This is a genomic window from Pseudomonas sp. SDI (assembly GCF_003105155.1).
Lineage (GTDB): Bacteria > Pseudomonadota > Gammaproteobacteria > Pseudomonadales > Pseudomonadaceae > Aquipseudomonas.
Map to the genome: position 1 here is coordinate 49,118 of NZ_QETK01000006.1, position 24,658 is coordinate 73,775.

The 24,658-nt window shown below is 61.7% G+C and carries 21 protein-coding genes; 20 read left to right on the forward strand and 1 reads right to left on the reverse strand.

The genetic code is table 11. The features are described from left to right. Position 1: 1 nt before the first annotated feature. The gene (gene map, locus DCO48_RS05370; RefSeq protein ID WP_116549584.1) at positions 2-784 is read right to left on the reverse strand and encodes a type I methionyl aminopeptidase; all 783 of its coding nucleotides are present in this window, start codon (positions 782-784) and stop codon (positions 2-4) included. Positions 785-1,113: 329 nt separating this feature from the next. On the opposite strand from map, the gene rpsB reads away from it, so the two are divergent. The 20 genes from rpsB to kdsA all read left to right on the forward strand — a co-directional run bounded on the left by rpsB (position 1,114) and on the right by kdsA (position 24,529). Further along, complete coding sequence (gene rpsB / locus DCO48_RS05375) at positions 1,114-1,854, forward strand: 30S ribosomal protein S2 (protein WP_116549585.1); 741 nt, start codon at positions 1,114-1,116, stop codon at positions 1,852-1,854. Positions 1,855-2,043: 189 nt separating this feature from the next. Beyond that, positions 2,044-2,907 (forward strand): translation elongation factor Ts, encoded by an 864-nt coding sequence (gene tsf, locus DCO48_RS05380; protein WP_116549586.1) that lies wholly within the window; start codon positions 2,044-2,046, stop codon positions 2,905-2,907. Between the two features lie 182 nt (positions 2,908-3,089). Next, positions 3,090-3,833, forward strand: a complete 744-nt coding sequence (gene pyrH / locus DCO48_RS05385) for a UMP kinase (protein ID WP_116549587.1) — start codon at positions 3,090-3,092, stop codon at positions 3,831-3,833. Next, a complete protein-coding gene (frr, locus tag DCO48_RS05390; protein ID WP_116549588.1) occupies positions 3,830-4,387 on the forward strand; it encodes a ribosome recycling factor in 558 nt (185 codons plus the stop codon). The genes pyrH and frr overlap by 4 nt, the downstream gene beginning before the upstream one ends. A gap of 16 nt (positions 4,388-4,403) precedes the next feature. Then, positions 4,404-5,159, forward strand: a complete 756-nt coding sequence (uppS, locus tag DCO48_RS05395) for a polyprenyl diphosphate synthase (RefSeq protein WP_116549589.1) — start codon at positions 4,404-4,406, stop codon at positions 5,157-5,159. After that, the gene (locus tag DCO48_RS05400; RefSeq protein ID WP_116549590.1) at positions 5,159-5,974 is read left to right on the forward strand and encodes a phosphatidate cytidylyltransferase; all 816 of its coding nucleotides are present in this window, start codon (positions 5,159-5,161) and stop codon (positions 5,972-5,974) included. The genes uppS and DCO48_RS05400 overlap by 1 nt, the downstream gene beginning before the upstream one ends. Then, positions 5,971-7,161 (forward strand): 1-deoxy-D-xylulose-5-phosphate reductoisomerase, encoded by a 1,191-nt coding sequence (gene ispC, locus DCO48_RS05405; RefSeq protein WP_116549591.1) that lies wholly within the window; start codon positions 5,971-5,973, stop codon positions 7,159-7,161. Before DCO48_RS05400 ends, ispC begins: the two co-directional genes overlap by 4 nt. A 57-nt stretch (positions 7,162-7,218) precedes the next feature. After that, positions 7,219-8,571 carry an RIP metalloprotease RseP gene (gene rseP / locus DCO48_RS05410; protein WP_116549592.1) on the forward strand — a complete coding sequence of 451 codons (1,353 nt, stop codon included), beginning with the start codon at positions 7,219-7,221 and terminating at the stop codon, positions 8,569-8,571. A 74-nt stretch (positions 8,572-8,645) separates the two neighbouring features. After that, positions 8,646-10,994 carry an outer membrane protein assembly factor BamA gene (gene bamA, locus DCO48_RS05415; RefSeq protein WP_116549593.1) on the forward strand — a complete coding sequence of 783 codons (2,349 nt, stop codon included), beginning with the start codon at positions 8,646-8,648 and terminating at the stop codon, positions 10,992-10,994. A 45-nt stretch (positions 10,995-11,039) separates the two neighbouring features. Further along, positions 11,040-11,543: an OmpH family outer membrane protein gene (locus DCO48_RS05420; RefSeq protein WP_116549594.1), complete on the forward strand. Its 504-nt coding sequence runs from the start codon at positions 11,040-11,042 to the stop codon at positions 11,541-11,543. 2 nt (positions 11,544-11,545) lie between these two features. Then, positions 11,546-12,601 carry a UDP-3-O-(3-hydroxymyristoyl)glucosamine N-acyltransferase gene (gene lpxD, locus DCO48_RS05425; RefSeq protein WP_116549595.1) on the forward strand — a complete coding sequence of 352 codons (1,056 nt, stop codon included), beginning with the start codon at positions 11,546-11,548 and terminating at the stop codon, positions 12,599-12,601. 111 nt (positions 12,602-12,712) lie between these two features. Further along, positions 12,713-13,153: a 3-hydroxyacyl-ACP dehydratase FabZ gene (gene fabZ, locus DCO48_RS05430; protein ID WP_085724505.1), complete on the forward strand. Its 441-nt coding sequence runs from the start codon at positions 12,713-12,715 to the stop codon at positions 13,151-13,153. After that, a complete protein-coding gene (gene lpxA / locus DCO48_RS05435; protein WP_116549596.1) occupies positions 13,150-13,926 on the forward strand; it encodes an acyl-ACP--UDP-N-acetylglucosamine O-acyltransferase in 777 nt (258 codons plus the stop codon). The genes fabZ and lpxA overlap by 4 nt, the downstream gene beginning before the upstream one ends. A 1-nt stretch (position 13,927) precedes the next feature. Then, positions 13,928-15,055 carry a lipid-A-disaccharide synthase gene (gene lpxB, locus DCO48_RS05440; protein WP_116549597.1) on the forward strand — a complete coding sequence of 376 codons (1,128 nt, stop codon included), beginning with the start codon at positions 13,928-13,930 and terminating at the stop codon, positions 15,053-15,055. Beyond that, the gene (gene rnhB, locus DCO48_RS05445) at positions 15,056-15,685 is read left to right on the forward strand and encodes a ribonuclease HII (RefSeq protein ID WP_116549598.1); all 630 of its coding nucleotides are present in this window, start codon (positions 15,056-15,058) and stop codon (positions 15,683-15,685) included. 92 nt (positions 15,686-15,777) lie between these two features. Next, a complete protein-coding gene (gene dnaE / locus DCO48_RS05450; RefSeq protein ID WP_116549599.1) occupies positions 15,778-19,299 on the forward strand; it encodes a DNA polymerase III subunit alpha in 3,522 nt (1,173 codons plus the stop codon). A 106-nt stretch (positions 19,300-19,405) separates the two neighbouring features. Beyond that, complete coding sequence (gene accA / locus DCO48_RS05455) at positions 19,406-20,353, forward strand: acetyl-CoA carboxylase carboxyl transferase subunit alpha (RefSeq protein ID WP_116549600.1); 948 nt, start codon at positions 19,406-19,408, stop codon at positions 20,351-20,353. Between the two features lie 118 nt (positions 20,354-20,471). Beyond that, positions 20,472-21,779: a tRNA lysidine(34) synthetase TilS gene (tilS, locus tag DCO48_RS05460; protein WP_116549601.1), complete on the forward strand. Its 1,308-nt coding sequence runs from the start codon at positions 20,472-20,474 to the stop codon at positions 21,777-21,779. Positions 21,780-22,051: 272 nt separating this feature from the next. Next, positions 22,052-23,680, forward strand: a complete 1,629-nt coding sequence (locus DCO48_RS05465) for a CTP synthase (protein WP_116549602.1) — start codon at positions 22,052-22,054, stop codon at positions 23,678-23,680. Between the two features lie 3 nt (positions 23,681-23,683). Further along, on the forward strand, positions 23,684-24,529 hold the full coding sequence (gene kdsA, locus DCO48_RS05470; protein WP_116549603.1) for a 3-deoxy-8-phosphooctulonate synthase: 846 nt from the start codon (positions 23,684-23,686) through the stop codon (positions 24,527-24,529). Positions 24,530-24,658: the final 129 nt, after the last annotated feature.

Consider the following 24,658-nt stretch of genomic DNA (forward strand, 5'->3'; position numbering starts at 1 on the left):
GTCAGGCCGAGGTGCGCGGGATAGTGTCGTCCTTGCGCAGGGTGAAGATCTCGTAGCCGGTCGCGGTCACCACCAGGGTGTGCTCCCATTGTGCCGAGAGCTTGCGGTCCTTGGTGATGGCGGTCCAGCCGTCGCCCAGCACCTTGGTGTCGGCCCGGCCCTGGTTGATCATCGGCTCGATGGTGAAGGTCATGCCTTCCTTGAGCTCCATGCCGGTGCCGGCGCGGCCGTAGTGGAGGATCTGCGGCTCTTCGTGGAACACCTTGCCGATACCGTGACCGCAGAACTCGCGGACCACCGAGAAACCGTTCTTTTCCGCATGCTTCTGGATCACTTCGCCGATGTCGCCCAGGCGGCAGCCCGGCTTGACCAGCTCGATGGCCTTGTACATGCACTCCTGGGTGACCTGCGACAGGCGCTCGGCCCAGACCGGCACGTTGCCGACATGGAACATGCGGCTGGTGTCGCCGTGGTAGCCATCCTTGATCACGGTGACGTCGATGTTCAGCGTGTCACCGTCCTTGAGCGGCTTGTCGCCCGGGATGCCGTGGCAGACCACGTGGTTGACCGACGTGCAGATCGACTTGGGGAAGCCTTTGTAGTTCAGCGGTGCCGGAATGGCCTGCTGGACGTTGACGATGTAGTCGTGGCACAGGCGGTCGAGTTCCTCGGTGGTCACGCCAGGCTTGACATGCTCTTCGATCATCTCGAGGACTTCGGCGGCCAGGCGGCCGGCGACGCGCATCTTTTCGATGTCTTCGGCGGTTTTGATGGTGACGGTCATTGCGGGCTCTCTACGGCGCGCACGGGGCGCGAGTAATCGGGAAAGGGGCGATTCTAACAGAGCGCGGGGCGCTGCTGGCGGGCTTGCCTTTATATAGGGGGCATTCTGGCGCGATTGCAGCCCCGGCGCAAAAGCCTGTGTGCCAATTGGTAATTCGGGTTTCGCTGGGCGCGCTTGTGTGGTATAAAATGCGCCGCTTTCCGGGGATAGCCCCGTGAGCATTAACCCACACACGTGTCGACACGATGGCCTGGGTGCCTTTGATTCTCGAATCGGGGGTTGGTCATTGGGATACGTGGAGGCCCAACCCGACTTATCAAGGAACTATCATGTCCCAAGTCAACATGCGCGATATGCTGAAGGCCGGTGTGCACTTCGGTCACCAAACCCGTTACTGGAACCCGAAAATGGGTAAGTACATTTTCGGCGCGCGCAACAAGATTCACATCATCAACCTTGAAAAAACCCTGCCAATGTTCAACGAAGCACTGACCTTCGTCGAGCGCCTGGCTCAGGGCAAAAACAAGATTCTGTTCGTCGGCACCAAGCGTTCCGCTGGCAAGATCGTTGCTGAAGAAGCAGCACGTTGCGGTTCGCCGTACGTCGATCACCGCTGGTTGGGCGGCATGCTGACCAACTACAAAACCATCCGTGCTTCCATCAAGCGCCTGCGCGACCTGGAAACTCAGGCTGAAGACGGTACCTTCACCAAGCTGACCAAAAAGGAAGCGCTGATGCGCTCCCGTGATCTGGAAAAACTGGATCGCAGCCTGGGCGGTATCAAGGACATGGGCGGCCTGCCTGATGCCCTGTTCGTGATCGACGTTGACCACGAGCGCATCGCTATCACCGAAGCCAACAAGCTGGGCATCCCGGTAATCGGCGTTGTCGATACCAACAGCAGCCCGGAAGGCGTTGACTACATCATCCCAGGTAACGATGACGCCATCCGCGCCATCCAGCTGTACATGGGTTCGATGGCTGATGCCGTTATCCGTGGCCGCAACAACGTTGCTGGCGGCACCGAAGTATACGTAGAAGAAGCAGCTGCACCGGCAGCTGAAGCCTGAGTAACTGACGCTTAGCGTCTACTCGGCACGCAAAAAGGGGGCTTGGCCCCCTTTTTGCCACCTTGAAATCCTCCTGTCAGCTGTTGTGCCGCATCATCGCTTTGCAGGTGCATTGACAGTGGATTTCCAGAATTGAGCGCCCGTTCAATCGGGTGGAATGGTTGAAAACCTATCCAAGAGGATTTTGAAATGGCAGCAATTACTGCAGCGCTGGTTAAAGAACTGCGCGAGCGTACCGGCGAAGGCATGATGGATTGCAAAAAGGCCCTGGAAAAGGCTGGCGGCGACATCGAAAAAGCCATCGACGACATGCGTGCTTCGGGCGCCATCAAGGCCGCCAAGAAGGCTGGCAACGTTGCCGCTGAAGGCGCTATCGCCATCAAGGCCGACGACAAGTCCGCCGTCCTGGTGGAAGTGAACTCGCAGACCGACTTCCTGGCCCTGCAAGATGACTTCAAGACCTTCGTCGCCGACAGCGTAGAACAGGCTTTCGCCGAGAAACTGACCGACGCCGCGCCGCTGATCGCTGCTCGTGAAGCTGCTCGCGAAGCGCTGGTTGCCAAGGTCGGTGAGAACGTCAACATCCGTCGCCTGGTGCGCGTTGAGGGTGACGTTGTCGGCACCTACCTGCACGGCAACAAAATCGGTGTTGCGGTTGTCCTGAAGGGCGGCGACGTCCAACTGGCCAAAGAAATCGCCATGCACGTGGCAGCCAGCAACCCAGAGTTCCTGAACCCATCGGAAGTCTCCGCCGAAGCTATCGAGCGTGAAAAAGCTGTGTTCATGCAGCTGAACGAAGAGAAGATGAAGGGCAAGCCTGAGAACATCGTCGCCAACATGATCGACGGTCGTATCAAGAAGTTCCTGGCCGAAGCCAGCCTGGTTGAACAGGCGTTCGTCATGAACCCGGAAATCAAGGTCGGCGAACTGGCCAAGAAAGCCGGCGCTGAAATCGTTTCCTTCACCTACTTCAAAGTCGGCGAAGGCATCGAGAAACCAGTTGATAACTTCGCTGAAGAAGTTGCTGCTCAACTGGCTGCTGCCAAGCAATAAGACGGATTCATATCTGTCGCCCCAAAGAGGCTGCCCGCTCACGCGCGCAGCCTCTTTGTCAAAGCGGGGGTGGTTTACAAGACCGCCTTTCGCTGGCGCAGTCGCTGCGCCACGCTAGAGTTAGCGCAGGCTGAAAACAGCCCGCCCAGAATTATATACAAACGCCGCAGGAGAGATTCGCAATGGCTCAGCAGGGCAGTATTCATCAAGCTCGCTATAAACGCATTCTACTCAAGCTTAGCGGCGAGGCCCTGATGGGCTCGGAAGAGTTCGGCATCGACCCCAAGGTGCTGGACCGCATGGCACTGGAAGTCGGCCAGCTGGTTGGCATCGGTGTCCAGGTGGGCCTGGTGATCGGTGGTGGCAACCTGTTCCGTGGTGCCGCGCTGAGCGCCGCTGGTATGGACCGCGTCACCGGTGACCACATGGGCATGCTGGCGACCGTGATGAACGGTCTGGCGATGCGCGACGCGCTGGAGCGTGCCAATATCCCGGCCATCGTGATGTCGGCCATCTCCATGGTTGGCGTGACCGACCACTACGACCGCCGCAAAGCTATGCGTCACCTGAACAGCAAAGAGGTTGTGATCTTCGCGGCCGGTACTGGCAACCCGTTCTTCACCACCGACTCCGCCGCTTGCCTGCGCGCCATCGAAATCGATGCCGACGTGGTATTGAAGGCAACCAAGGTCGATGGTGTATACACTGCTGATCCATTCAAAGACCCGCATGCCGAGAAGTTCGATCATCTGACCTACGATGAAGTGCTGGATCGCAAGCTGGGGGTAATGGATCTGACGGCCATCTGCCTGTGCCGTGATCACAAGATGCCACTGCGCGTCTTCAACATGAACAAGCCCGGCGCCCTGCTCAACATTGTGCACGGTGGCGCTGAGGGAACCCTGGTCGAGGAAGTTCAACAATGATCAACGAAATCAAGAAAGACGCTCAAGAGCGCATGGGCAAGTCCTTGGAATCCCTGCAGCACGCCTTCAGCCGTATCCGTACCGGTGCTGCCAACCCGCAGATCCTGGCTGGCGTGCAAGTGCCTTACTACGGCGCCGACACCCCGATCAACCAGGTCGCCAACGTTACCGTTAAAGATGCCCGTACCCTGCAGGTCGTCGCCTTCGAGCGCAACATGCTGGCTGCGGTAGAGAAGGCCATCCTCAACTCCGGTCTGGGCTTCAACCCGACCAACCTCGGCGAGCTGCTGTTGATCTCGATGCCGGCCCTGACCGAAGAAACCCGCAAGGGCTTCACCAAGCAGGCGCGTGATGCTGCCGAAGACGGCCGCGTTGCCGTGCGCAACATCCGTCGCGACGCCCTGAGCCAGCTCAAGGATCTGGTCAAGGAGAAGGAAATCAGCGAAGACGAAGAGCGTCGTGCTGCTGACGACATCCAGAAGCTGACCGACAAGTTTGTTGCTGAGATCGAAGTTGCTGTGAAGGCAAAAGAAAAGGACCTGATGGCCGTTTAAGGTCGGGACTTTTTTAATGGAAAAGACCAAGCAGGGTGTGCCTCCTTCGGTGCCGCGCCATGTCGCGATCATCATGGACGGAAATAATCGCTGGGCGAAGAAACGCCTGTTGCCCGGCGTCGCCGGGCACAAGGCTGGTGTGGGCGCGGTGCGCGCCGTGATCGAGGTGTGCGCCGAGGCCAAGGTCGAGGTGCTGACCCTGTTTGCCTTCTCCAGCGAAAACTGGCAGCGTCCGGCCGAAGAGGTCGGGGCGCTGATGGAGCTGTTCTTCTCGGCCTTGCGCCGGGAAGCCAAACGGCTCAACGAGAACAACATCAGCTTGCGGATCATCGGTGATCGCTCCCGCTTCCATCCGGAACTGCAAGCCGCCATGCGCGAGGCCGAAGCGCTGACCGCCGGCAACAACCGCTTTATCCTGCAGATTGCCGCCAACTACGGTGGCCAGTGGGATATCGCCCAGGCTGCGCAGCGCCTTGCGCGCGAAGTGCAGGCTGGGCACCTGCGTGCGGAAGACATCACCCCGGAGCTGCTGCAAACCTGTCTGGCTACAGGCGATCTGCCATTGCCCGACCTGTGCATCCGCACCGGTGGCGAACACCGCATCAGCAACTTCCTGTTGTGGCAGCTGGCTTATGCCGAGCTGTATTTCTCCGACCTGTTCTGGCCGGACTTCAAACACGAGGCCATGCGCAAAGCGCTGGCCGATTTCGCTTCGCGCCAGCGCCGCTTCGGTAAAACCAGTGAGCAGGTCGAAGCCGGAGCCCGTGCTTAATGCTTAAACAACGCATCATCACCGCGCTGATCCTGCTGCCGATCGCCCTGGGCGGTTTCTTCCTGCTCGATGGCGGCGACTTCGCCCTGTTCATCGGTCTGGTGGTTACGCTCGGCGCCTGGGAATGGGCCCGCCTGGCGGGCCTGGAGGCCCAGTTGCTGCGCGTGGCGTATGCCGTCGTCGTTGCTGGTCTGCTGATGCTGTTGCACCTGATGCCGGAGCTGGCACCGTGGATCCTCGGTGCCTCGGTACTGTGGTGGGGGTTGGCGACCTGGCTGGTCTTGACCTATCCGCGCAGTAGCGAGCTGTGGGCCAGCGTGGCCTGCCGGCTGCTGATTGGTCTGCTGATCCTGCTGCCAGCCTGGCAGGGCCTGGTGCTGCTCAAGCACTGGCCGCTCGGTAACTGGCTGATCATGGCGGTGATGGTGCTGGTCTGGGGGGCGGACATCGGTGCGTATTTCTCCGGTCGCGCGTTCGGCAAGCGCAAGCTGGCCCCGCAGGTCAGCCCGGGCAAGAGCTGGGAGGGTGTCTATGGGGGGTTACTGGTCACGCTGGTGATTACCTTGGTCGTCGGCATCAACCGTGGCTGGAGCGCCGGCGAGCTGCTGCTCGGCGTGCTCGGTGCGGCATTGATCGTAATGGCCTCGGTGGTCGGTGACCTGACCGAAAGCATGTTCAAGCGCCGCACCGGTATCAAGGACAGCAGCAGCCTGCTGCCTGGTCATGGTGGCGTCCTTGACCGTATCGACAGCCTGACAGCGGCCATTCCGCTGTTCGCCGTGCTGCTCTGGGCAGCTAATTGGGGCGTCCTGTGAGCAGTGTTCAACGGATTACCGTGCTCGGCGCCACGGGCTCCATCGGCCTGAGTACGCTGGACGTCATCGCTCGCCACCCCGAGCGCTACGAGGTCTTTGCCCTGAGCGGTTACTCGCGGCTGAGCGAGCTGTTGGCCTTGTGCGTCAAGCATGTGCCGGCGTTTGCCGTGGTGCCGAGCGACGCCGCCGCCCAGCTGCTGCGCGAAGGCCTCAAGGCGGCCGGCTTGCGCACCGAGGTGCTGGTGGGCGAGGAGGGCTTGGCCCACGTCGCTGCCGCGCCGCAGGTCGATGCCGTCATGGCGGCGATTGTTGGTGCGGCCGGGCTGCGGCCGACGCTGGCGGCGGTCAAGGCCGGCAAGAAAGTGCTGTTGGCCAATAAAGAAGCGCTGGTGATGTCCGGCGCACTGTTCATGCAGGCTGTGCGCGAGAGTGGTGCGGTGTTGCTGCCCATCGACAGCGAGCACAATGCAATCTTCCAGTGTCTGCCGGGTGACTTTTCCCGGGGCCTGGCCCAGGTCGGCGTGCGCCGTATCCTGTTGACCGCGTCCGGCGGCCCGTTCCGCGAAACCCCGTTGCACCAGCTGGCCGAAGTGACCCCGGAGCAGGCTTGCGCTCATCCGAACTGGTCGATGGGGCGGAAAATTTCCGTCGACTCGGCCAGCATGATGAACAAAGGCCTGGAACTGATCGAGGCGTGCTGGCTGTTCGATGCCCGGCCGGCGCAGGTCGAGGTCGTGGTGCACCCGCAAAGCGTGATTCATTCGCTGGTCGACTATGTCGACGGTTCGGTGCTGGCCCAGCTGGGCAACCCGGACATGCGCACGCCCATCGCCAATGCCTTGGCCTGGCCGCAGCGGATCGATTCGGGGGTGGCGCCGCTGGACCTGTTCGCCATTGCCCGCCTGGACTTCCAGGCGCCCGACGAGCAGCGCTTCCCGTGCTTGCGCCTGGCCCGCGACGCGGCCGATGCGGGTAACAGCGCGCCAGCCATGCTCAATGCAGCCAACGAAGTGGCGGTGCAAGCTTTTCTTGAGCGGCGCATCCGCTTCCCCGAGATCGCGAGTATGATCGACCACGTGCTCAACCTTGAGCCAGTAGTGGCCGTGGCGTCGCTGGATGCGGTGTTTGCCGCCGACCAGCGGGCTCGGGTGCTGGCCGGCCAGTGGTTGGACCGTCACGGGCGCTGAGGTGCGACGCCATGCGGCGTTGTACCCGGCCCTGCTGAACGTCATTCGGAGAGAGACATGAGTGCGCTCTATATGATTATCGGCACCCTGGTGGCATTGGGTGTGCTGGTTACCTTTCACGAATTCGGTCACTTCTGGGTGGCGCGGCGCTGTGGCGTCAAGGTGCTGCGTTTTTCCGTCGGCTTCGGCATGCCGCTGCTGCGCTGGCACGACCGTCAGGGTACCGAGTTCGTGGTCGCGGCGATTCCCCTGGGGGGCTACGTCAAGATGCTCGACGAGCGCGAAGGCGAGGTGCCGCTCGACCAGCTCGATCAATCGTTCAATCGCAAGTCGGTACGCCAGCGTATTGCTATCGTCGCGGCGGGCCCGATTGCCAACTTCCTCCTGGCCATCGTGTTCTTCTGGGCCCTGGCCATGCTCGGTAGCCAGCAGGTGCGGCCGGTCATCGGTGGGGTAGAAGCGGGTAGCATCGCTGCGCTCGCCGGGCTTGGCGCTGGCCAGGAAATCGTTGCCGTCGACGGCAAGCCGACCAATGGCTGGGCGGCGGTCAACCTGCAACTGGTGCGGCGCCTGGGCGAAAGCGGTTCGCTGCAGGTCACCGTACGTAATGAAGGCAACAGCGCCGGCAGTGCGCACGTGCTGGCCCTGGACAACTGGCTCAAGGGAACCGAGGAGCCGGACCCGATCCGCTCGCTGGGTATCAAGCCTTGGCGTCCGGCCCTGGCCCCGGTGCTCGCCGAACTGGATCCGAAAGGCCCGGCGCAAGCCGCTGGTCTGAAAACCGGTGATCGCCTGCTGGCCCTCGATGGCCAGGCGCTCAGCGATTGGCAGCAAGTGGTCGATACCGTGCGTGGGCGTGCCGGCAGCAAGGTCGTGCTGCGCGTCGAGCGTGACGGGGCGACGCTGGAGCTGCCTGTCACCCTCGCCAGTCGCGGCGAAGGCAAGAATGCCAGCGGTTACCTGGGGGCTGGGGTCAAGGCCGTGGAGTGGCCAGCAGCCATGCTGCGCGAGGTCAGTTACGGACCGCTGGAGGGCTTTGTAGAAGGCGTTTCGCGGACCTGGAACATGAGCGTCCTGACCCTCGATTCGCTGAAGAAAATGCTCTTCGGCGAGCTCTCGGTAAAAAACTTGAGCGGACCGATAACGATTGCTAAAGTGGCGGGCGCTTCGGCCCAGTCGGGCGTTGGAGATTTCCTTAATTTCCTCGCTTACCTGAGCATTAGCCTGGGGGTTCTTAACTTGCTGCCCATTCCTGTACTGGATGGGGGGCATTTGCTGTTCTACCTGATCGAGTGGGCGCGTGGTCGTCCGCTCTCGGATCGGGTGCAAGGTTGGGGGATCCAGATCGGTATCAGTTTGGTAGTCGGGGTGATGTTGCTTGCCCTGATCAACGATTTGGGTCGACTGTAAAGCTTCGCTCAATTGCGAACCTGCCGCCTTTCGCGGCAGGTCGTTTATTGCCAGTTGGAATAAGAAAGGACTTCATGAAACGTCTGCTGCTAACTGCGGTTCTCGCCGTACTGATGATCGCTGAAGTTCACGCCGAGTCCTTCACCATCTCCGATATTCGTGTCAATGGCCTGCAGCGGGTTTCCGCTGGCAGCGTCTTCGGTGCGTTGCCATTGAACGTTGGTGACCAGGCGGACGATCGTCGCCTGGTGGATTCGACCCGTGCGCTGTTCAAGACCGGGTTCTTCCAGGACATCCAACTGGGTCGCGACGGCAACGTCCTGATCATCACCGTGGTTGAGCGTCCTTCCGTTTCGAGCATCGAAATCGAAGGCAACAAGGCCATCAGCACCGAAGACCTGATGAAGGGTCTGAAGCAATCGGGCCTGGCCGAAGGTGAAATCTTCCAGCGTGCGACCCTCGAAGGCGTGCGTAACGAACTGCAACGCCAGTACGTCGCCCAGGGCCGCTATTCGGCCGAGGTGGACGCCGAGGTGGTGCCGCAACCGCGTAACCGGGTGGGTCTGAAGATCAAGATCAACGAAGGCACCGTGGCGGCGATCCAGCACATCAACGTGGTCGGCAACACCGTCTTCAGCGACGAAGACCTCGCCACTCTGTTCGAGCTGAAAACCACCAACTGGCTGTCGTTCTTCAAGAACGACGACAAGTATGCCCGCGAAAAGCTCTCTGGTGACTTGGAGCGTCTGCGTTCCTACTACCTGGACCGTGGCTACATCAATATGGACATCGCGTCCACCCAGGTGTCGATCACCCCGGACAAGAAACACGTCTACATCACCGTCAACGTCAACGAAGGCGAGAAGTACACGGTTCGTGACGTCAAGCTCTCCGGCGACCTGAAGGTCCCGGAAGATCAGGTCAAGGCGCTGCTGCTGGTGCAACCTGGCCAGGTCTTCTCGCGCAAGGTGATGACCACCACATCCGAGCTGATCACCCGCCGCCTGGGTAACGAAGGCTACACCTTCGCCAACGTCAACGGCGTGCCACAGCCTCACGATGACGACCACACCGTCGATATCATGTTCGTGGTCGATCCGGGCAAGCGTGCCTACGTCAACCGCATCAACTTCCGCGGCAACACCAAGTCCGAAGACGAAGTGCTGCGTCGTGAAATGCGCCAGATGGAAGGTGGCTGGGCGTCGACCTACCTGATCGACCAGTCCAAGACCCGTCTGGAGCGCCTGGGCTTCTTCAAGGAAGTCAACGTCGAGACCCCGGCCGTACCGGGTACCGATGACCAGGTCGACGTGAACTACAGCGTCGAAGAGCAAGCGTCCGGTTCGATCACTGCAAGCGTCGGTTTCGCCCAGAGCGCCGGCCTGATCCTCGGCGGTTCGATCAGCCAGAACAACTTCCTCGGTACCGGTAACAAGGTGTCCATCGGCCTGACCCGCAGCGAATACCAGAGCCGCTACAACTTCGGTTACGTTGACCCCTACTGGACCGCCGACGGCGTGAGCCTGGGTTACAACGCCTTCTACCGCACCACCAACTACGACGACCTCGACGTCGACGTGGCCAGCTATGCGGTCGACAGCCTGGGTGCCGGCGTCAGCGTGGGCTACCCGATCAGCGAAACCTCGCGTCTGACCTTCGGCCTGGCGGTACAACAGGACAAGATCAAGACCGGTAAGTACACCGTTGACGAGATCTTCGATTTCGTTAAACAGGAAGGCGACAACTACCTGAACTTCAAGGCGTCGGCCGGCTGGTCCGAGTCCACCTTGAACAAAGGTGTCCTGGCTACCCGCGGTCACTCGCAAAGCCTGACCCTGGAAGCCACTACTCCAGGTAGCGACCTGTCGTTCTTCAAACTGGATTACCGTGGTCAGCTGTTCAAGCCGATCACCAACGATTACACCCTGCGCCTGCACTCTGAACTGGGGTATGGCGATGGCTTCGGTTCCACTTCGGGCCTGCCGTTCTACGAGAACTACTACGCCGGTGGCTTCAACTCGGTACGTGGTTTCAAGGACAGCAGCCTGGGGCCACGCAGTACACCTAGTACCGGCAAGAACCCTGGCACCGTGCTCGACCCGGATCAGGACCCGCTGCCGTTCGGTGGTAACGTGCTCGTCCAGGGCGGTATGGAACTGCTGTTCCCGCTGCCATTCGTCAAGGATCAGCGTTCGCTGCGTACCTCTGTGTTCTGGGATGTGGGTAACGTGTTCGACACCAACTGCGGCTCCAAGCCGGACTGCGAAAAACTCGGCCTGTCGGGCTTGGCCAGCTCCGTTGGTCTGGGCGTGACCTGGATTACCGCCCTGGGCCCGTTGAGCTTCAGCCTGGCAATGCCGATCAAGAAGCCGGACGACGCCGATACCCAGGTGTTCCAATTCTCTCTGGGTCAGACCTTCTAAGGGTCTGCCCCGCGTAAACGACAACGGATTCTGTAGGAGTGCATCGTGCGTAAGTTGACCCAACTGGCTGTACTGGCTGCGACCCTGGTTGCTACCCCGGCCTTCGCTGAAATGAAGATCGCGGTTCTGAACTATCAGATGGCGCTGCTCGAATCTGACGCGGCGAAGAAATACGCTGTCGATGCCGAGAAGAAGTTCGGTCCGCAACTGACCAAACTGAAGAACCTGGAAAGCAGCGCCCAGGGCATCAAGGACCGCCTGATGAAAGGTGGCGACAAGATGGCCCAGCCTGAGCGTGAGCGTCTGGAGCTCGAGTTCAAGCAGAAAGCCCGCGACTACCAGTTCCAGTCCAAGGAACTGAACGAGTCCAAGGCCGTCGCCGATCGCGATATGCTCAAGCAGCTCAAGCCGAAGCTGGATGGCGCCGTCGAGGAAGTGATCAAGAAAGGCGCGTTCGACCTGGTGCTCGAGCGTGGTGCGGTCATTGATGTCAAACCTCAGTACGACATCACCCGCCAAGTCATCGAGCGCATGAACCAAGCGCGTTGAACATGACCCCGACCCTGAAACTCGGCCAACTGGCCGAGTTCCTCGGCGCCACCCTGCGTGGCCCCGAGGAACTGGACATCACCGGCCTTGCGACCCTGCAGGAAGCCGGTGCCGGGCAGCTGAGCTTCCTGGCCAATCCGCACTATCGCAAATTCCTGCCGGACACCAAGGCGGCAGCGGTGCTGCTCAAGGCCGACGATGCCGAAGGCTTCGCCGGGCATGCGTTGATCGTGCCCGATCCGTACCTGGCGTATGCGCGGGTTTCTCATCTGTTCGATCCAAAGCCCAAGGCTGTGGCGGGAATTCATCCCAGCGCCGTGGTGGCTGTGGATGCCCAGGTGGATGCCAGCGCCAGTATCGGTGCGTTTGCGGTGATCGAAAGCGGCGCGCAGATCGGTGCCGGCGTCACCATTGGCGCGCAGTGCTTCATTGGCGCACGCAGCGTGGTTGGCGAAGGTGGCTGGCTGGCACCGCGCGTGACCCTTTACCACGACGTGCGCATCGGCAAGCGCGTGGTGATTCAGTCGGGCGCTGTGCTGGGCGGTGAAGGTTTCGGCTTTGCCAATGAGAAGGGCGTGTGGCAGAAGATCGCCCAGATCGGTGGTGTGAGCATCGGCGACGACGTCGAAATCGGTGTGAACACGGCAATCGATCGCGGCGCACTGGCCGATACCTGTATCGGCAATGGGGTCAAGCTCGACAACCAGATCCAGATTGCCCACAACGTGCAGGTCGGTGACCATACCGCCATGGCCGCGTGCGTCGGCATTTCCGGCAGCACCAAGATTGGCAAGCATTGCACCATCGCTGGCGGCGTCGGCATGGTGGGGCATATTGAAATCTGTGATGGCGTTTTCGTTTCCGGGATGACCATGGTCACCCGCTCCATTACCGAACCGGGCGGCTATTCTTCCGGTACGGCGATGCAGACGCTGGGCGATTGGCGCAAAAGTGCCGCGCGTATTCGCCAGCTGGACGAGATGGCAAAACGGCTTCAACAGCTGGAAAAGCGTGTCGATGCCGTGACCTCAGGCGGCAAAGCTTCATCTGAAGGCTGATACCATTTCCTGATCAAGAGCTGACAGCCGCTGAACTGCTCTCTTGATTTGCAAAAGGAGCGCTGTGCGAAGGCCGGCGCTCCCTATCTTTACTACAGGCTTCCCCCCGAAATGATGGACATCAACGAGATTCGCGAATACCTGCCTCACCGTTACCCGTTCCTGCTCGTGGACCGGGTAGTGGACCTGGACGTAGAGGGTCAGCGCATTCGTGCCTACAAGAATGTCAGCATCAACGAGCCGTTCTTCAATGGTCACTTCCCTGCGCATCCAATCATGCCGGGCGTGCTGATCATCGAAGCCATGGCCCAGGCGGCCGGCATCCTCGGCTTCAAGATGCTCGACGTCAAACCGGCGGACGGCACGCTGTACTACTTCGTCGGCTCCGACAAGCTGCGCTTCCGTCAGCCTGTGTTGCCGGGCGACCAACTGATCCTCGAAGCCAAGTTCATCAGTTGCAAGCGCCAGATCTGGAAGTTCGAATGCCAGGCGTCGGTTGACGGCAAGCCGGTATGCTCGGCCGAGATCATCTGCGCGGAACGCAAACTATGAGTTTGATTGACCCTCGGGCAATCATCGATCCGACGGCGAAGCTCGCCGACGGTGTCGAGGTCGGCCCATGGTCGATCATCGGCGCTGGGGTCGAGATCGGGGAAGGGACCGTCATCGGTCCGCACGTTGTGCTCAAAGGACCGACCCGTATCGGCAAGCACAACCGCATCTATCAGTTCTCCTCGGTTGGCGAAGACACCCCGGACCTCAAGTACAAGGGTGAAGAAACGCGCCTGGTGATCGGCGATCACAACGTGATCCGCGAAGGCGTGACCATTCACCGTGGCACCGTGCAGGACCGCAGCGAAACCACGCTGGGCGATCACAACCTGATCATGGCCTACGCGCACATCGGTCACGACAGTGTCATCGGTAACCATTGCATCCTGGTCAACAACACCGCCCTTGCCGGGCATGTGCATGTTGACGACTGGGCGATCCTTTCCGGGTTCACGCTGGTGCATCAGTTCTGCCATATCGGCGCCCACAGCTTCTCCGGCATGGGTACTGCCATTGGCAAGGATGTTCCGGCCTTCGTCACCGTGTTCGGTAACCCGGCCGAAGCCCGCAGCATGAATTTCGAAGGCATGCGCCGTCGCGGATTCAGCGAGGATGCCATTCATGCACTGCGTCGCGCCTACAAGGTGGTCTACCGTCAGGGCCTGACCGTCGACCAGGCGATTGCCGAGCTCGAAGAAGCGTCGCAGCAGTTCCCGGAAGTGGAAATGTTCCGCCAGTCCATCCAGACCTCCGCCCGCGGCATCACCCGCTGATATGGCGGCTCTGTGCGTCGCGCTGGTGGCCGGTGAGGCCAGCGGCGATATTCTTGGCTCCGGCCTGATGCGTGCGCTGAAGGCGCGCCACCCGGAGGTGCGCTTTATCGGTGTCGGCGGCCCGCTGATGGAAGCCGAGGGGCTGCGCTCCTACTTCCCGATGGAGCGCCTGGCGGTGATGGGCCTGGTGGAAGTGCTGGGCCGCCTGCGCGAGTTGCTCAAGCGGCGCAAGGAACTGATCCAGACCCTGATCGGCGAAAAGCCCGATGTATTCATCGGTATCGATGCGCCGGACTTCACCCTTAATATCGAACTCAAACTGCGTCAGGCCGGGATCAAGACCGTGCACTACGTCAGCCCGTCGGTCTGGGCCTGGCGGCAGAAGCGTGTGCTGAAGATCCGCGAAGGCTGCGACCTGATGCTGACGCTGTTCCCGTTCGAAGCCAAATTCTACGAAGAGCAGGGCGTGCCCGTGCGCTTCGTCGGTCACCCACTGGCCGATACCATCCCGCTGGATGCCGACCGCAGTGCTGCACGTGCGGCGCTGGGGCTGGCCGATGGACCGCTGGTGGCGTTGATGCCGGGCAGCCGTGGCGGTGAAGTCGGCCGTCTTGGCGCGCTGTTCCTCGATAGCGCACAGCGTCTGCGCGAACTGGTGCCAGGGGTGCGTTTCGTATCCCCGTGCGCCAACCCGGCGCGGCGCCAGCAACTGGAACAGATGCTCGAAGGTCGTGACCTGCCGCTGACCCTGCTCGACGGCCAGTCGCACCAGGCCTTGGCGGCTTGTGACGCGGTGCTGATCGCCTCGGGCACCGCCACCCTTGAAGCGCTGCTGTTCAAACGGCCGATGGTGGTGGCCTATCGCCTGGCACCATTGACCTACTGGATTCTCAAACGTCTGGTGAAAAGCCCCTACGTGTCCTTGCCCAACCTGCTGGCTCAGCGCCTGCTGGTTCCCGAGCTGTTGCAGGAGGCCGCTACCAGCGAAGCCTTGGCACAGACTGTGGCGCCGCTGATTAGTGGTGGTCTGCAACAGACCGAAGGCTTCGATCAGATTCACCGCACCCTGCGCCGCGACGCCTCTAATCAGGCGGCGGACGCGGTGCTGGCCTTGCTGGAAAACCGTTAAATGCAATTTGGACTGGACTTCAACCTGGTCGAAGACCTGGTCGCCGGCGTCGACGAAGTAGGCCGTGGCCCGCTGTGCGGCGCCGTGGTGACGGCAGCGGTGATTCTCGACCCGAACCGGCCGATCCTGGGTCTGAACGATTCGAAGAAACTGACCGAAGCCAAGCGCGAGAAACTTTTCGACGAGATCTGCGAAAAAGCCCTGAGCTTTCATATCGCCCGCGCCGAAGTCGAGGAAATCGACGAACTGAACATCCTGCACGCCACCATGCTGGCCATGCAGCGCGCGGTCGAAGGCCTGCACGTGACACCGAAACTGGCGCTGATCGACGGCAACCGTTGCCCCAAGCTGAATGTGCCGTCGGCACCGGTGGTCAAGGGTGATAGCCAGGTGCCGGCGATTGCTGCTGCGTCGATCCTGGCCAAGGTCACCCGTGACCGCGAGATGGCTGCATTCGAGCTGATCTACCCCGGTTATGGCATCGGTGGGCACAAGGGCTACCCGACGCCTGTGCACCTGGAGGCGCTGGCCCGGCTCGGCCCCACGCCGATTCACCGGCGTTCGTTCGCCCCGGTCCGCGCCGCTTTCGAGGCGCACGGCGGTCAAGGGCGCAGCCTGCTCAAGGGGTAGCTGCGGGCAGGTTTACCGCCTGTCAGGATGCTGTTTTGATCGAGGCCCGGTACAATCCGGGCCTTGTTGTTTTGTGCTGCTATAGGATCATCATGTCGGCTTCCTTCATTCATCTGCGCTTGCACACCGAATACTCGCTGGTTGACGGCCTGGTACGGATCAAGCCGCTGGCCAAGGCGCTGGCAGCGATGAACATGCCGGCGGTGGCGGTCACCGACCAGAGCAACATGTGCTCGCTGGTCAAGTTCTACAAAGCCGCCATGGCCGGCGGCATCAAGCCGATCTGCGGTGCCGACTTGTGGCTGGCCAACGCCGACCCGGATGCGCCGCTGTCACGCATCTGCTTTCTGGCGATGGACGCCAAGGGCTATCGCAACCTCACCGAGTTGATCTCGCGGGGTTGGGTCGATGGCCAGCGTAATGGCCTGGTGGTCATCGAGCGCGACTGGATCGCCCCAGCCAGCGAAGGGCTGATTGCCCTGTCGGCGGCCAAGGAAGGCGATATCGGCATGGCCCTGCTGGCGGGCAACGAGGCGCACGCCGAAGCCTTGCTCGGCGACTGGATGCGGATGTTCCCGGAGCGCTTCTATGTCGAGGTGCAGCGCACCAACCGCGCCGGCGACGAAGAATACCTGCACGCCGCCGTGGCCCTGGCCGACCGGCTCGGCGCGCCGCTGGTGGCGACCAACGACGTGCGCTTCATCAAGCAGACCGACTACGACGCCCACGAAACCCGCGTGTGCATCGGCGAAGGACGGGCACTCGACGACCCGCGCCGCTCGCGCAACTACAGTGACCAGCAGTACCTGAAAAGCCCGGAAGAAATGGTCGAGCTGTTCAGCGACCTGCCCGATGCGCTTGCCAACACCGTCGAGATCGCCAAGCGCTGCAACATCCAGGTGCAATTGGGCAAGCACTTCCTGCCCGACTTTCCGACGCCCAACGGCATGGGCATCGACGACTACCTGCGCCACGTTTCGCACGAAGGCCTGGAAGAGCGCCTGGCGGTGCTCTGGCCCAAGGACACCACGCCCAATTACGAAGAGAAGCGCCAGGTTTACCTCGACCGCCTGAAGTTCGAGCTGGATATCATCATCCAGATGGGTTTCCCCGGTTACTTCCTGATCGTTATGGACTTCATCAAGTGGGCCAAGAACAACGGCGTACCGGTTGGCCCGGGGCGGGGTTCGGGGGCCGGCTCGCTGGTGGCCTACGTACTGAAGATTACCGACCTCGACCCGCTGGCCTACGACCTGCTGTTCGAACGTTTCCTCAACCCGGAACGGGTTTCCATGCCCGACTTCGACGTCGACTTCTGCATGGACGGCCGCGACCGGGTGATCGAGTATGTCGCCGACGCCTATGGGCGTAACGCGGTAAGCCAGATCATCACCTTCGGCACCATGGCGGCGAAGGCGGTGGTGCGTGACGTGGCACGGGTGCAGGGCAAGTCCTACGGCCTGGCCGACCGCCTGTCGAAGATGATTCCGTTCGAAGTCGGCATGACCCTGGAAAAGGCCTACGAGCAGGAAGAGATCCTGCGCGACTTCCTCAAGACCGACGAGGACGCCAAAGAAATCTGGGACATGGCGCTCAAGCTCGAAGGCGTCACCCGCGGTACCGGTAAGCACGCCGGTGGGGTGGTTATCGCCCCGACCAAGCTGACCGACTTCTCGCCGATTGCCTGCGACGAAGAGGGCGGCGGCCTGGTAACCCAGTTCGACAAGGACGATGTCGAGGCGGCCGGCCTGGTGAAGTTCGACTTCCTCGGCCTGCGAACGCTGACCATCATCAAGTGGGCGATGGAGACAATCAACCGCGAACAGGCCAAGCAGGGCCTGCCGGACCTGAACATCGACTTCATCCCGCTGGATGACAAGAAAACCTACGAGCTGCTGCAAAAAGCCGAAACCACGGCGGTGTTCCAGCTTGAATCGCGCGGCATGAAGGAGCTGATCAAGAAGCTCAAGCCCGACTGCCTGGAAGACCTTATCGCACTGGTGGCGCTGTTCCGCCCAGGCCCGCTGCAATCGGGCATGGTCGACGACTTCATCAACCGCAAGCACGGCCGAGCCGAACTGGCCTATCCGCACTCCGATTACCAGTACGAGGGCCTCAAGCCGGTACTGGCGCCGACCTACGGCATCATCCTGTACCAGGAACAGGTGATGCAGATCGCCCAGGTCATGGCGGGTTATACCCTGGGTGGTGCGGACATGCTGCGCCGGGCCATGGGCAAGAAAAAGCCCGAAGAGATGGCCAAGCAGCGTGGCGGTTTCATCGAAGGTTGTGTCGCCAACAATATCGATGGCGACCTCGCGGGTAACATCTTCGACCTGGTAGAGAAATTCGCCGGCTACGGTTTCAACAAATCCCACTCCGCCGCCTATGGCCTGGTGTCGTACCAGACCGCCTGGCTGAAAACCCACCATCCGGCCGCGTTCATGGCGGCGGTGCTGTCGGCGGATATGCATAACACCGACAAGGTCGTGACCTTGATCGAGGAAGTGCGCAGCATGAAGCTGCGCCTCGATGCGCCGGATGTGAATACCTCCGACTTCAAGTTCACGGTCAACGACGACGGGCGTATCGTCTATGGCCTGGGGGCGATCAAGGGCGTCGGCGAGGGGCCGGTCGAGGCCATCGTCGATGCCCGCGCCAGCGGGCCGTTCAAGGACCTGTTCGACTTCTGCGAGCGGATCGACCTCAAGCGCATCAACAAGCGTACCCTCGACGCGCTGATCCGCAGCGGTGCGCTCGACCGCCTTGGGCCGTATTTCCATGACGAGATCAAGGCCTACCAGGCCAACATCGACCGCAATCGCGCGGTGCTGCTGACGGCAATGGAAGAGGCGATCAAGGCTGCCGAGCAAACCGCGCGGACGCTCGACAGCGGTCACGCCGACCTGTTTGGCGGCTTGTTTGTCGAAGAAGACGCCGATGTCTACGCTAATCACCGCAAGGCCCGCGAGCTGACCCTCAAGGAGCGCCTGCGCGGCGAGAAGGACACCCTCGGCCTGTACCTGACCGGTCACCCGATCGACGAGTATGAAGGCGAGATCCGGCGCTTCGCTCGCCAGCGCATCATCGACCTGAAGCCGGCGCGCGATACCCAGACGGTGGCGGGGATGATCATTGCCCTGCGGGTGATGAAGAACAAGAAGGGCGACAAGATGGGCTTTGTCACCCTCGACGACCGCTCCGGGCGGATCGAGGCCTCGCTGTTCGCCGATGCCTTCATGGCTGCGCAGCCGTTGCTGCAGACCGACGCCATGGTGGTGATCGAGGGCGAGGTGAGTAACGACGATTTCTCCGGGGGGCTGCGCCTGCGGGTCAAACGCGTGATGAGCATGGAAGACGCCCGCACCAACCTGGCTGAAAGCCTGCGCCTGAAGGTGCACGCCGACGCGCTCAAGGGCGATCGGCTGGCCTGGCTTGGCGAGCTGTTCAAGCGCCATCGCGGCGCCTGCCCGATCAGCATGGAGTACACCGGCAACGATGCCCGCGCCTTGCTGCAGTTTGGCGAGGGCTGGCGAATCGACCCGGCGGACGGCCTGATTCAGGCGCTGCGTGACCAGTTCGGGCGTGAGAACGTCTTTTTGCAATATCGATGAATTGATGCTTTTTTAATCTCGACCTGAATGCGCCCGATCCCTTAAGGTAGGGCGCCAAACGGATCAACCGGCCGGCCGCCTGGCCGTCGACCCAAGACGGATGCCTATGAACCCGAATTTTCTGGATTTCGAACAGCCGATTGCTGACCTGCAAGCCAAGATCGAAGAGCTGCGCCTGGTCGGCAATGACAACTCGCTGAACATCGGCGATGAGATCGCCCGTCTGCAAGACAAGAGCAGCACGCTCACCGAAAGCATTTTCGGCAACCTGAGCAGCTGGCAGATTGCGCGTCTGGCGCGTCACCCGCGTCGTCCGTACACCCTGGACTACATCGAGCACATCTTCACCGAGTTCGACGAACTGCACGGCGACCGTCACTTCGCCGACGACGCCGCGATTGTCGGCGGCGTTGCCCGTCTGGACGGCCGTCCGGTCATGGTTATCGGCCATCAGAAGGGCCGTGAAGTGCGCGAGAAAGTCCGCCGCAACTTCGGCATGCCACGTCCGGAAGGCTACCGCAAGGCCTGCCGCCTGATGGAAATGGCCGAACGCTTCAAGATGCCGATCCTGACCTTCATCGACACCCCAGGTGCTTACCCGGGTATCGATGCCGAAGAGCGCAACCAGAGTGAAGCGATTGCCTGGAACCTGCGCGTCATGGCCCGCCTGAAAACCCCGATCATCGCGACCGTGATCGGTGAAGGTGGTTCGGGCGGTGCGCTGGCCATCGGTGTCTGCGACCAACTGAACATGCTGCAATACTCCACCTACTCGGTGATTTCGCCGGAAGGCTGTGCGTCGATCCTGTGGAAGACCGCCGACAAGGCTGCCGACGCTGCCGAAGCGATGGGTATCACGGCCGAGCGCCTGAAGGGCCTGGGTATCGTCGACAAGGTCATCCAGGAGCCGCTGGGCGGCGCCCACCGCGATCCGGTTGGCGTTTCGGCGTCGATCCGCGGCGAGCTGATCGAGCAGCTGGACATGCTGAAGAAGTTCGACAATGACGCGCTGCTCAAGCGTCGTTACGACCGTCTGATGAGCTACGGGCTCTGATCTGAGGTCGGCGGGGCGCCTGTCGTCGGCAAGGCCGGCGCCCACATGAACGCCTGTGCAATCCTGTGGGCGCTGGTGTTGCCAGCGATAGAGGGCAAAGCCCTCGCCAGGTGCTCCCATGACTGACCTTACGCAACAACTCTTCTCGCGTCTTACCCCCTGGCAGCAGGCTCCGTCCTGGTGCATCGCCCTCTCCGGTGGCCTCGACTCTACCGTCCTGCTGCACCAGTTGGCCGAACTGTCCCGCCAGCATTCCTTGCCGCCACTGCGCGCCCTGCATGTCCATCACGGCCTGCAAGCTGCCGCCGACGCCTGGCCAGCCCATTGCCAGCACCTCTGCGCACAGCTAGGGATCCCGCTCCAGGTCATCGCGGTACAGGTTGCCGACAGCGCCAGCCTCGAACAGGCGGCTCGCGACGCCCGCTACGCTGCCTTCGGTGCCGCGCTGGGCCCAGGTGAAGTGCTGCTGACCGGCCAGCACCGCGAAGACCAGGCCGAAACCCTGCTCCTGCGGCTGTTGCGCGGTGCCGGCCTGCGTGGCCTGACGGCCATGCCGGAGTCGCGGCCATTGGGGCCGGGCGTGCTGCTGCGGCCCCTGCTCGACACCCCCCGCAACGATCTCCAGGCCTATGCCCAGGTCCACGGCCTCGACTGGATCGAAGACCCGTCCAACCGCGACACGCAGTTCTCGCGCAATTACTTGCGCCATCAGGTGCTGCCGGCGCTGCTCCAGCGCTGGCCGCAAGCTGCGCGCAGCCTGGCCCGCAGTGCGGCGCACCTGGGCGAAGCCCAGGCCCTGCTCGACGAACTGGCCGCGCAGGACCTTGCCCTGGCGCAACCCCTCGACCAATGGCCATGGTTGCAACTGCCGTCGCTGCAACTGGCTGCGTTACGCCAGCTGTCCCCGGCGCGCCAGCGCAACGCCCTGCAATACTGGCTGGCGGCTCGCACGCGGCTGCCGGACACGCGCCACTGGTCGGGTTGGGACGACCTGCGTGACGCCGCCGGCGACGGCCGGCCAGTGTGGCGGCTGACCGACGGCGAACTGCACCGCTGCGGCGAGCGCGTGTACTGGCTCAGCGGCGCCTGGCTGCAAACACCACCGGCAGTCCAGCCCTGGCTTGCACCGGCGCAAGCGCTGGCGCTGAGCGGCAACGGCCGGGTCGAACTCAGCGGCACGTTGCCGCAGGGGCCGTTGCAGATCCGCTACCGGCGCGGCGGCGAAATCCTCGATTTGCCCGGGCGTGGCCGCCGCGACCTGAAGCGCCTGCTCAACGAGCAACAGCTGCCGTTGTTTGCCCGCGCACGCCTGCCTTTGCTGTTCCAGGGCGACCGACTGCTGGCGGTCGCCAACCTGCCAGAACTGTCCGTCGGCGACTGGCAATTGCAATGGTATGCGCCGACGAGCGAGCAAGGTTTGAGATGAAAGGGACATTCGGGTAGACTACGCTCCCTTCTTGATACAGCTTCTGTGAGCTCACTTCGAACCACAGCAGTTGCCGATTACCAAGCAGTTTTTTGCTGGGCGATTCTAAAAATGTGTAGCGAGCTCCGTACCGGGTTTTCAACCCCCGGTCTGTCCAGGCGCGGCAGTTTTTTAAGTAGCACTGTGATTGACGCAGGTGATCGGGGGCTTCGGCCTTCCTTCGCTTTCCCCGGCGGCGCAGACCGCTTTAACGCAGACTTCTAGGGTTTTTCATGACGCGCTACATATTCGTCACGGGCGGTGTTGTTTCTTCATTGGGGAAAGGCATTGCCTCGGCTTCATTGGCGGCCATCCTGGAGGCGCGGGGGCTCAAGGTCACCATGCTCAAGCTGGACCCGTACATCAACGTCGACCCGGGCACCATGAGCCCGTTCCAGCACGGTGAAGTGTTCGTCACCCACGACGGCGCCGAAACCGACCTGGACCTGGGCCACTACGAGCGGTTCATCCGCACGACCATGACCCAGAACAACAACTTCACCACCGGCCGTATCTACGAGCACGTGCTGCGCAAAGAGCGCCGTGGTGATTACCTGGGCGCGACCATCCAGGTCATTCCGCACATCACCGACGAAATCAAGCGCCGCATCATCAAGGGTGCCGGCGATGCCGACGTGGCCCTGGTGGAAATCGGCGGTACCGTGGGTGACATCGAGTCGCAACCGTTCCTCGAAGCTATCCGCCAGCTGCGTGTTGAAGTGGGCTCCAAGCGCGCCATGCTGATGCACCTGACCCTGGTGCCGTACATCGCTACCGCAGGCGAAACCAAAACCAAGCCGACCCAGCACTCGGTCAAGGAGCTGCGCTCCATTGGCCTGCAGCCGGACGTGCTGATCTGCCGTTCCGACCACCCGGTCGACGTTTCCTCGCGTCGCAAGATCGCCCTGTTCACCAACGTTGAAGAGCGTGCGGTGATCTCCCTGGAAGACGTCGATACCATCTACAAGATCCCGGCCGTACTGCACGCCCAGGGCCTGGACGACTTCGTCGTCGAGCGCTTCGGCCTGCAATGCAACGGTGCTGACCTGTCCGAGTGGGAAAAGGTCGTCGACGCCAAGCTCCACCCAGAGCACGAAGTCACCATCGCGATGGTCGGCAAGTACATGGAACTGCTGGACGCCTACAAGTCGCTGATCGAAGCGATGAGCCATGCCGGCATCCAGAACCGCACCAAGGTCAACCTGCGCTACATCGACTCCGAAGACATCGAGAACCAGGGCACTGGCCTGCTCGACGGCGTCGACGCCATCCTGGTCCCGGGCGGCTTCGGTCTGCGCGGCGTGGAAGGCAAGATCACGGCTGTGCAGTACGCTCGCGAAAACAAGGTGCCGTACCTGGGGATCTGCCTGGGCATGCAAGTGGCGGTCATCGAATTCGCCCGTAACGTCATGGGCTGGAAAGACGCCAACTCCACCGAGTTCGATCGCAACAGCGCTCACCCGGTCGTCGGCCTGATCACCGAGTGGGAAGACGCCACCGGCGCTGTCGAAACCCGTACCGAGGCGTCCGACCTGGGCGGCACCATGCGCCTGGGCGCACAGGAATGCCAGCTGGAAGCCGGCTCCAAAGTGCACGATTGCTACGCCAAGGACGTGATCGTCGAGCGTCACCGTCACCGCTACGAAGTGAACAACAACCTGCTGCCGCAACTGGTCGAGGCCGGCCTGAAGGTTTCCGGTCGTTCCGGCGACGGTGCGCTGGTTGAAGTGGTCGAGTCCAAGGATCACCCATGGTTCGTCGCTTGCCAGTTCCACCCGGAGTTCACCTCCACCCCGCGTGACGGTCATCCGCTGTTCAGCGGCTTCGTCAAGGCGGCACTGGCTCAAAAGAACAAGGCCTGATCCATGACCCAGAAGATCATTCGCGTCGGTAACATCGAGATCGCCAACGACAAGCCGTTCGTCCTGTTCGGCGGCATGAACGTGCTGGAATCCCGTGACCTGGCCATGAAGGTCTGTGAAGAGTACGTGCGGGTTACCCAGAAACTGGGTATCCCTTACGTGTTCAAGGCCAGCTTCGACAAGGCCAACCGTTCGTCGATCAACTCCTACCGTGGCCCAGGCCTGGAAGAGGGGATGAAGATCTTCGAAGAGATCAAGCGCACCTTCAACGTGCCGGTGATCACCGACGTCCACGAGCCACACCAGGCGCAAGCCGTGGCGGACGTCTGCGACATCATCCAGCTGCCGGCCTTCCTTTCGCGCCAGACCGACCTGGTGGTGGCGATGGCCAAGACCGGCGCAGTGATCAACATCAAGAAGGCGCAGTTCCTCGCACCGCAGGAAATGAAACACATCCTGACCAAGTGCGAAGAAGCCGGTAACGATCAACTGATCCTCTGCGAGCGTGGTTCCAGCTTCGGTTACAACAACCTGGTAGTGGACATGCTCGGCTTCGGCATCATGAAGCAGTTCGAGTACCCGGTGTTCTTCGACGTGACCCATGCCCTGCAGATGCCGGGTGGCCGCGCCGATTCCGCCGGTGGTCGCCGGGCCCAGGTCACCGACCTGGCCAAGGCCGGTCTGAGCCAGGGCCTGGCCGGGCTGTTCCTTGAGGCGCATCCGGACCCGGACAACGCCAAGTGCGACGGTCCGTGCGCTTTGCGCCTGGACAAACTGGAGCCATTCCTGGCCCAGCTCAAGCAACTGGACGACCTGGTTAAAGGTTTTCCGACGGTAGAAACCGCGTAACGCTCATTTCTCCGGTAAAGTACCGCTCGTTCAATCCCTGACCGCAAGGTCAGGGGCTTGTCCGCGTCAGGCCTGCCTGCGTTTTACTGCCTGACGACGGACCCGGTTTTTTCTCAGCTGCGTTGTTTT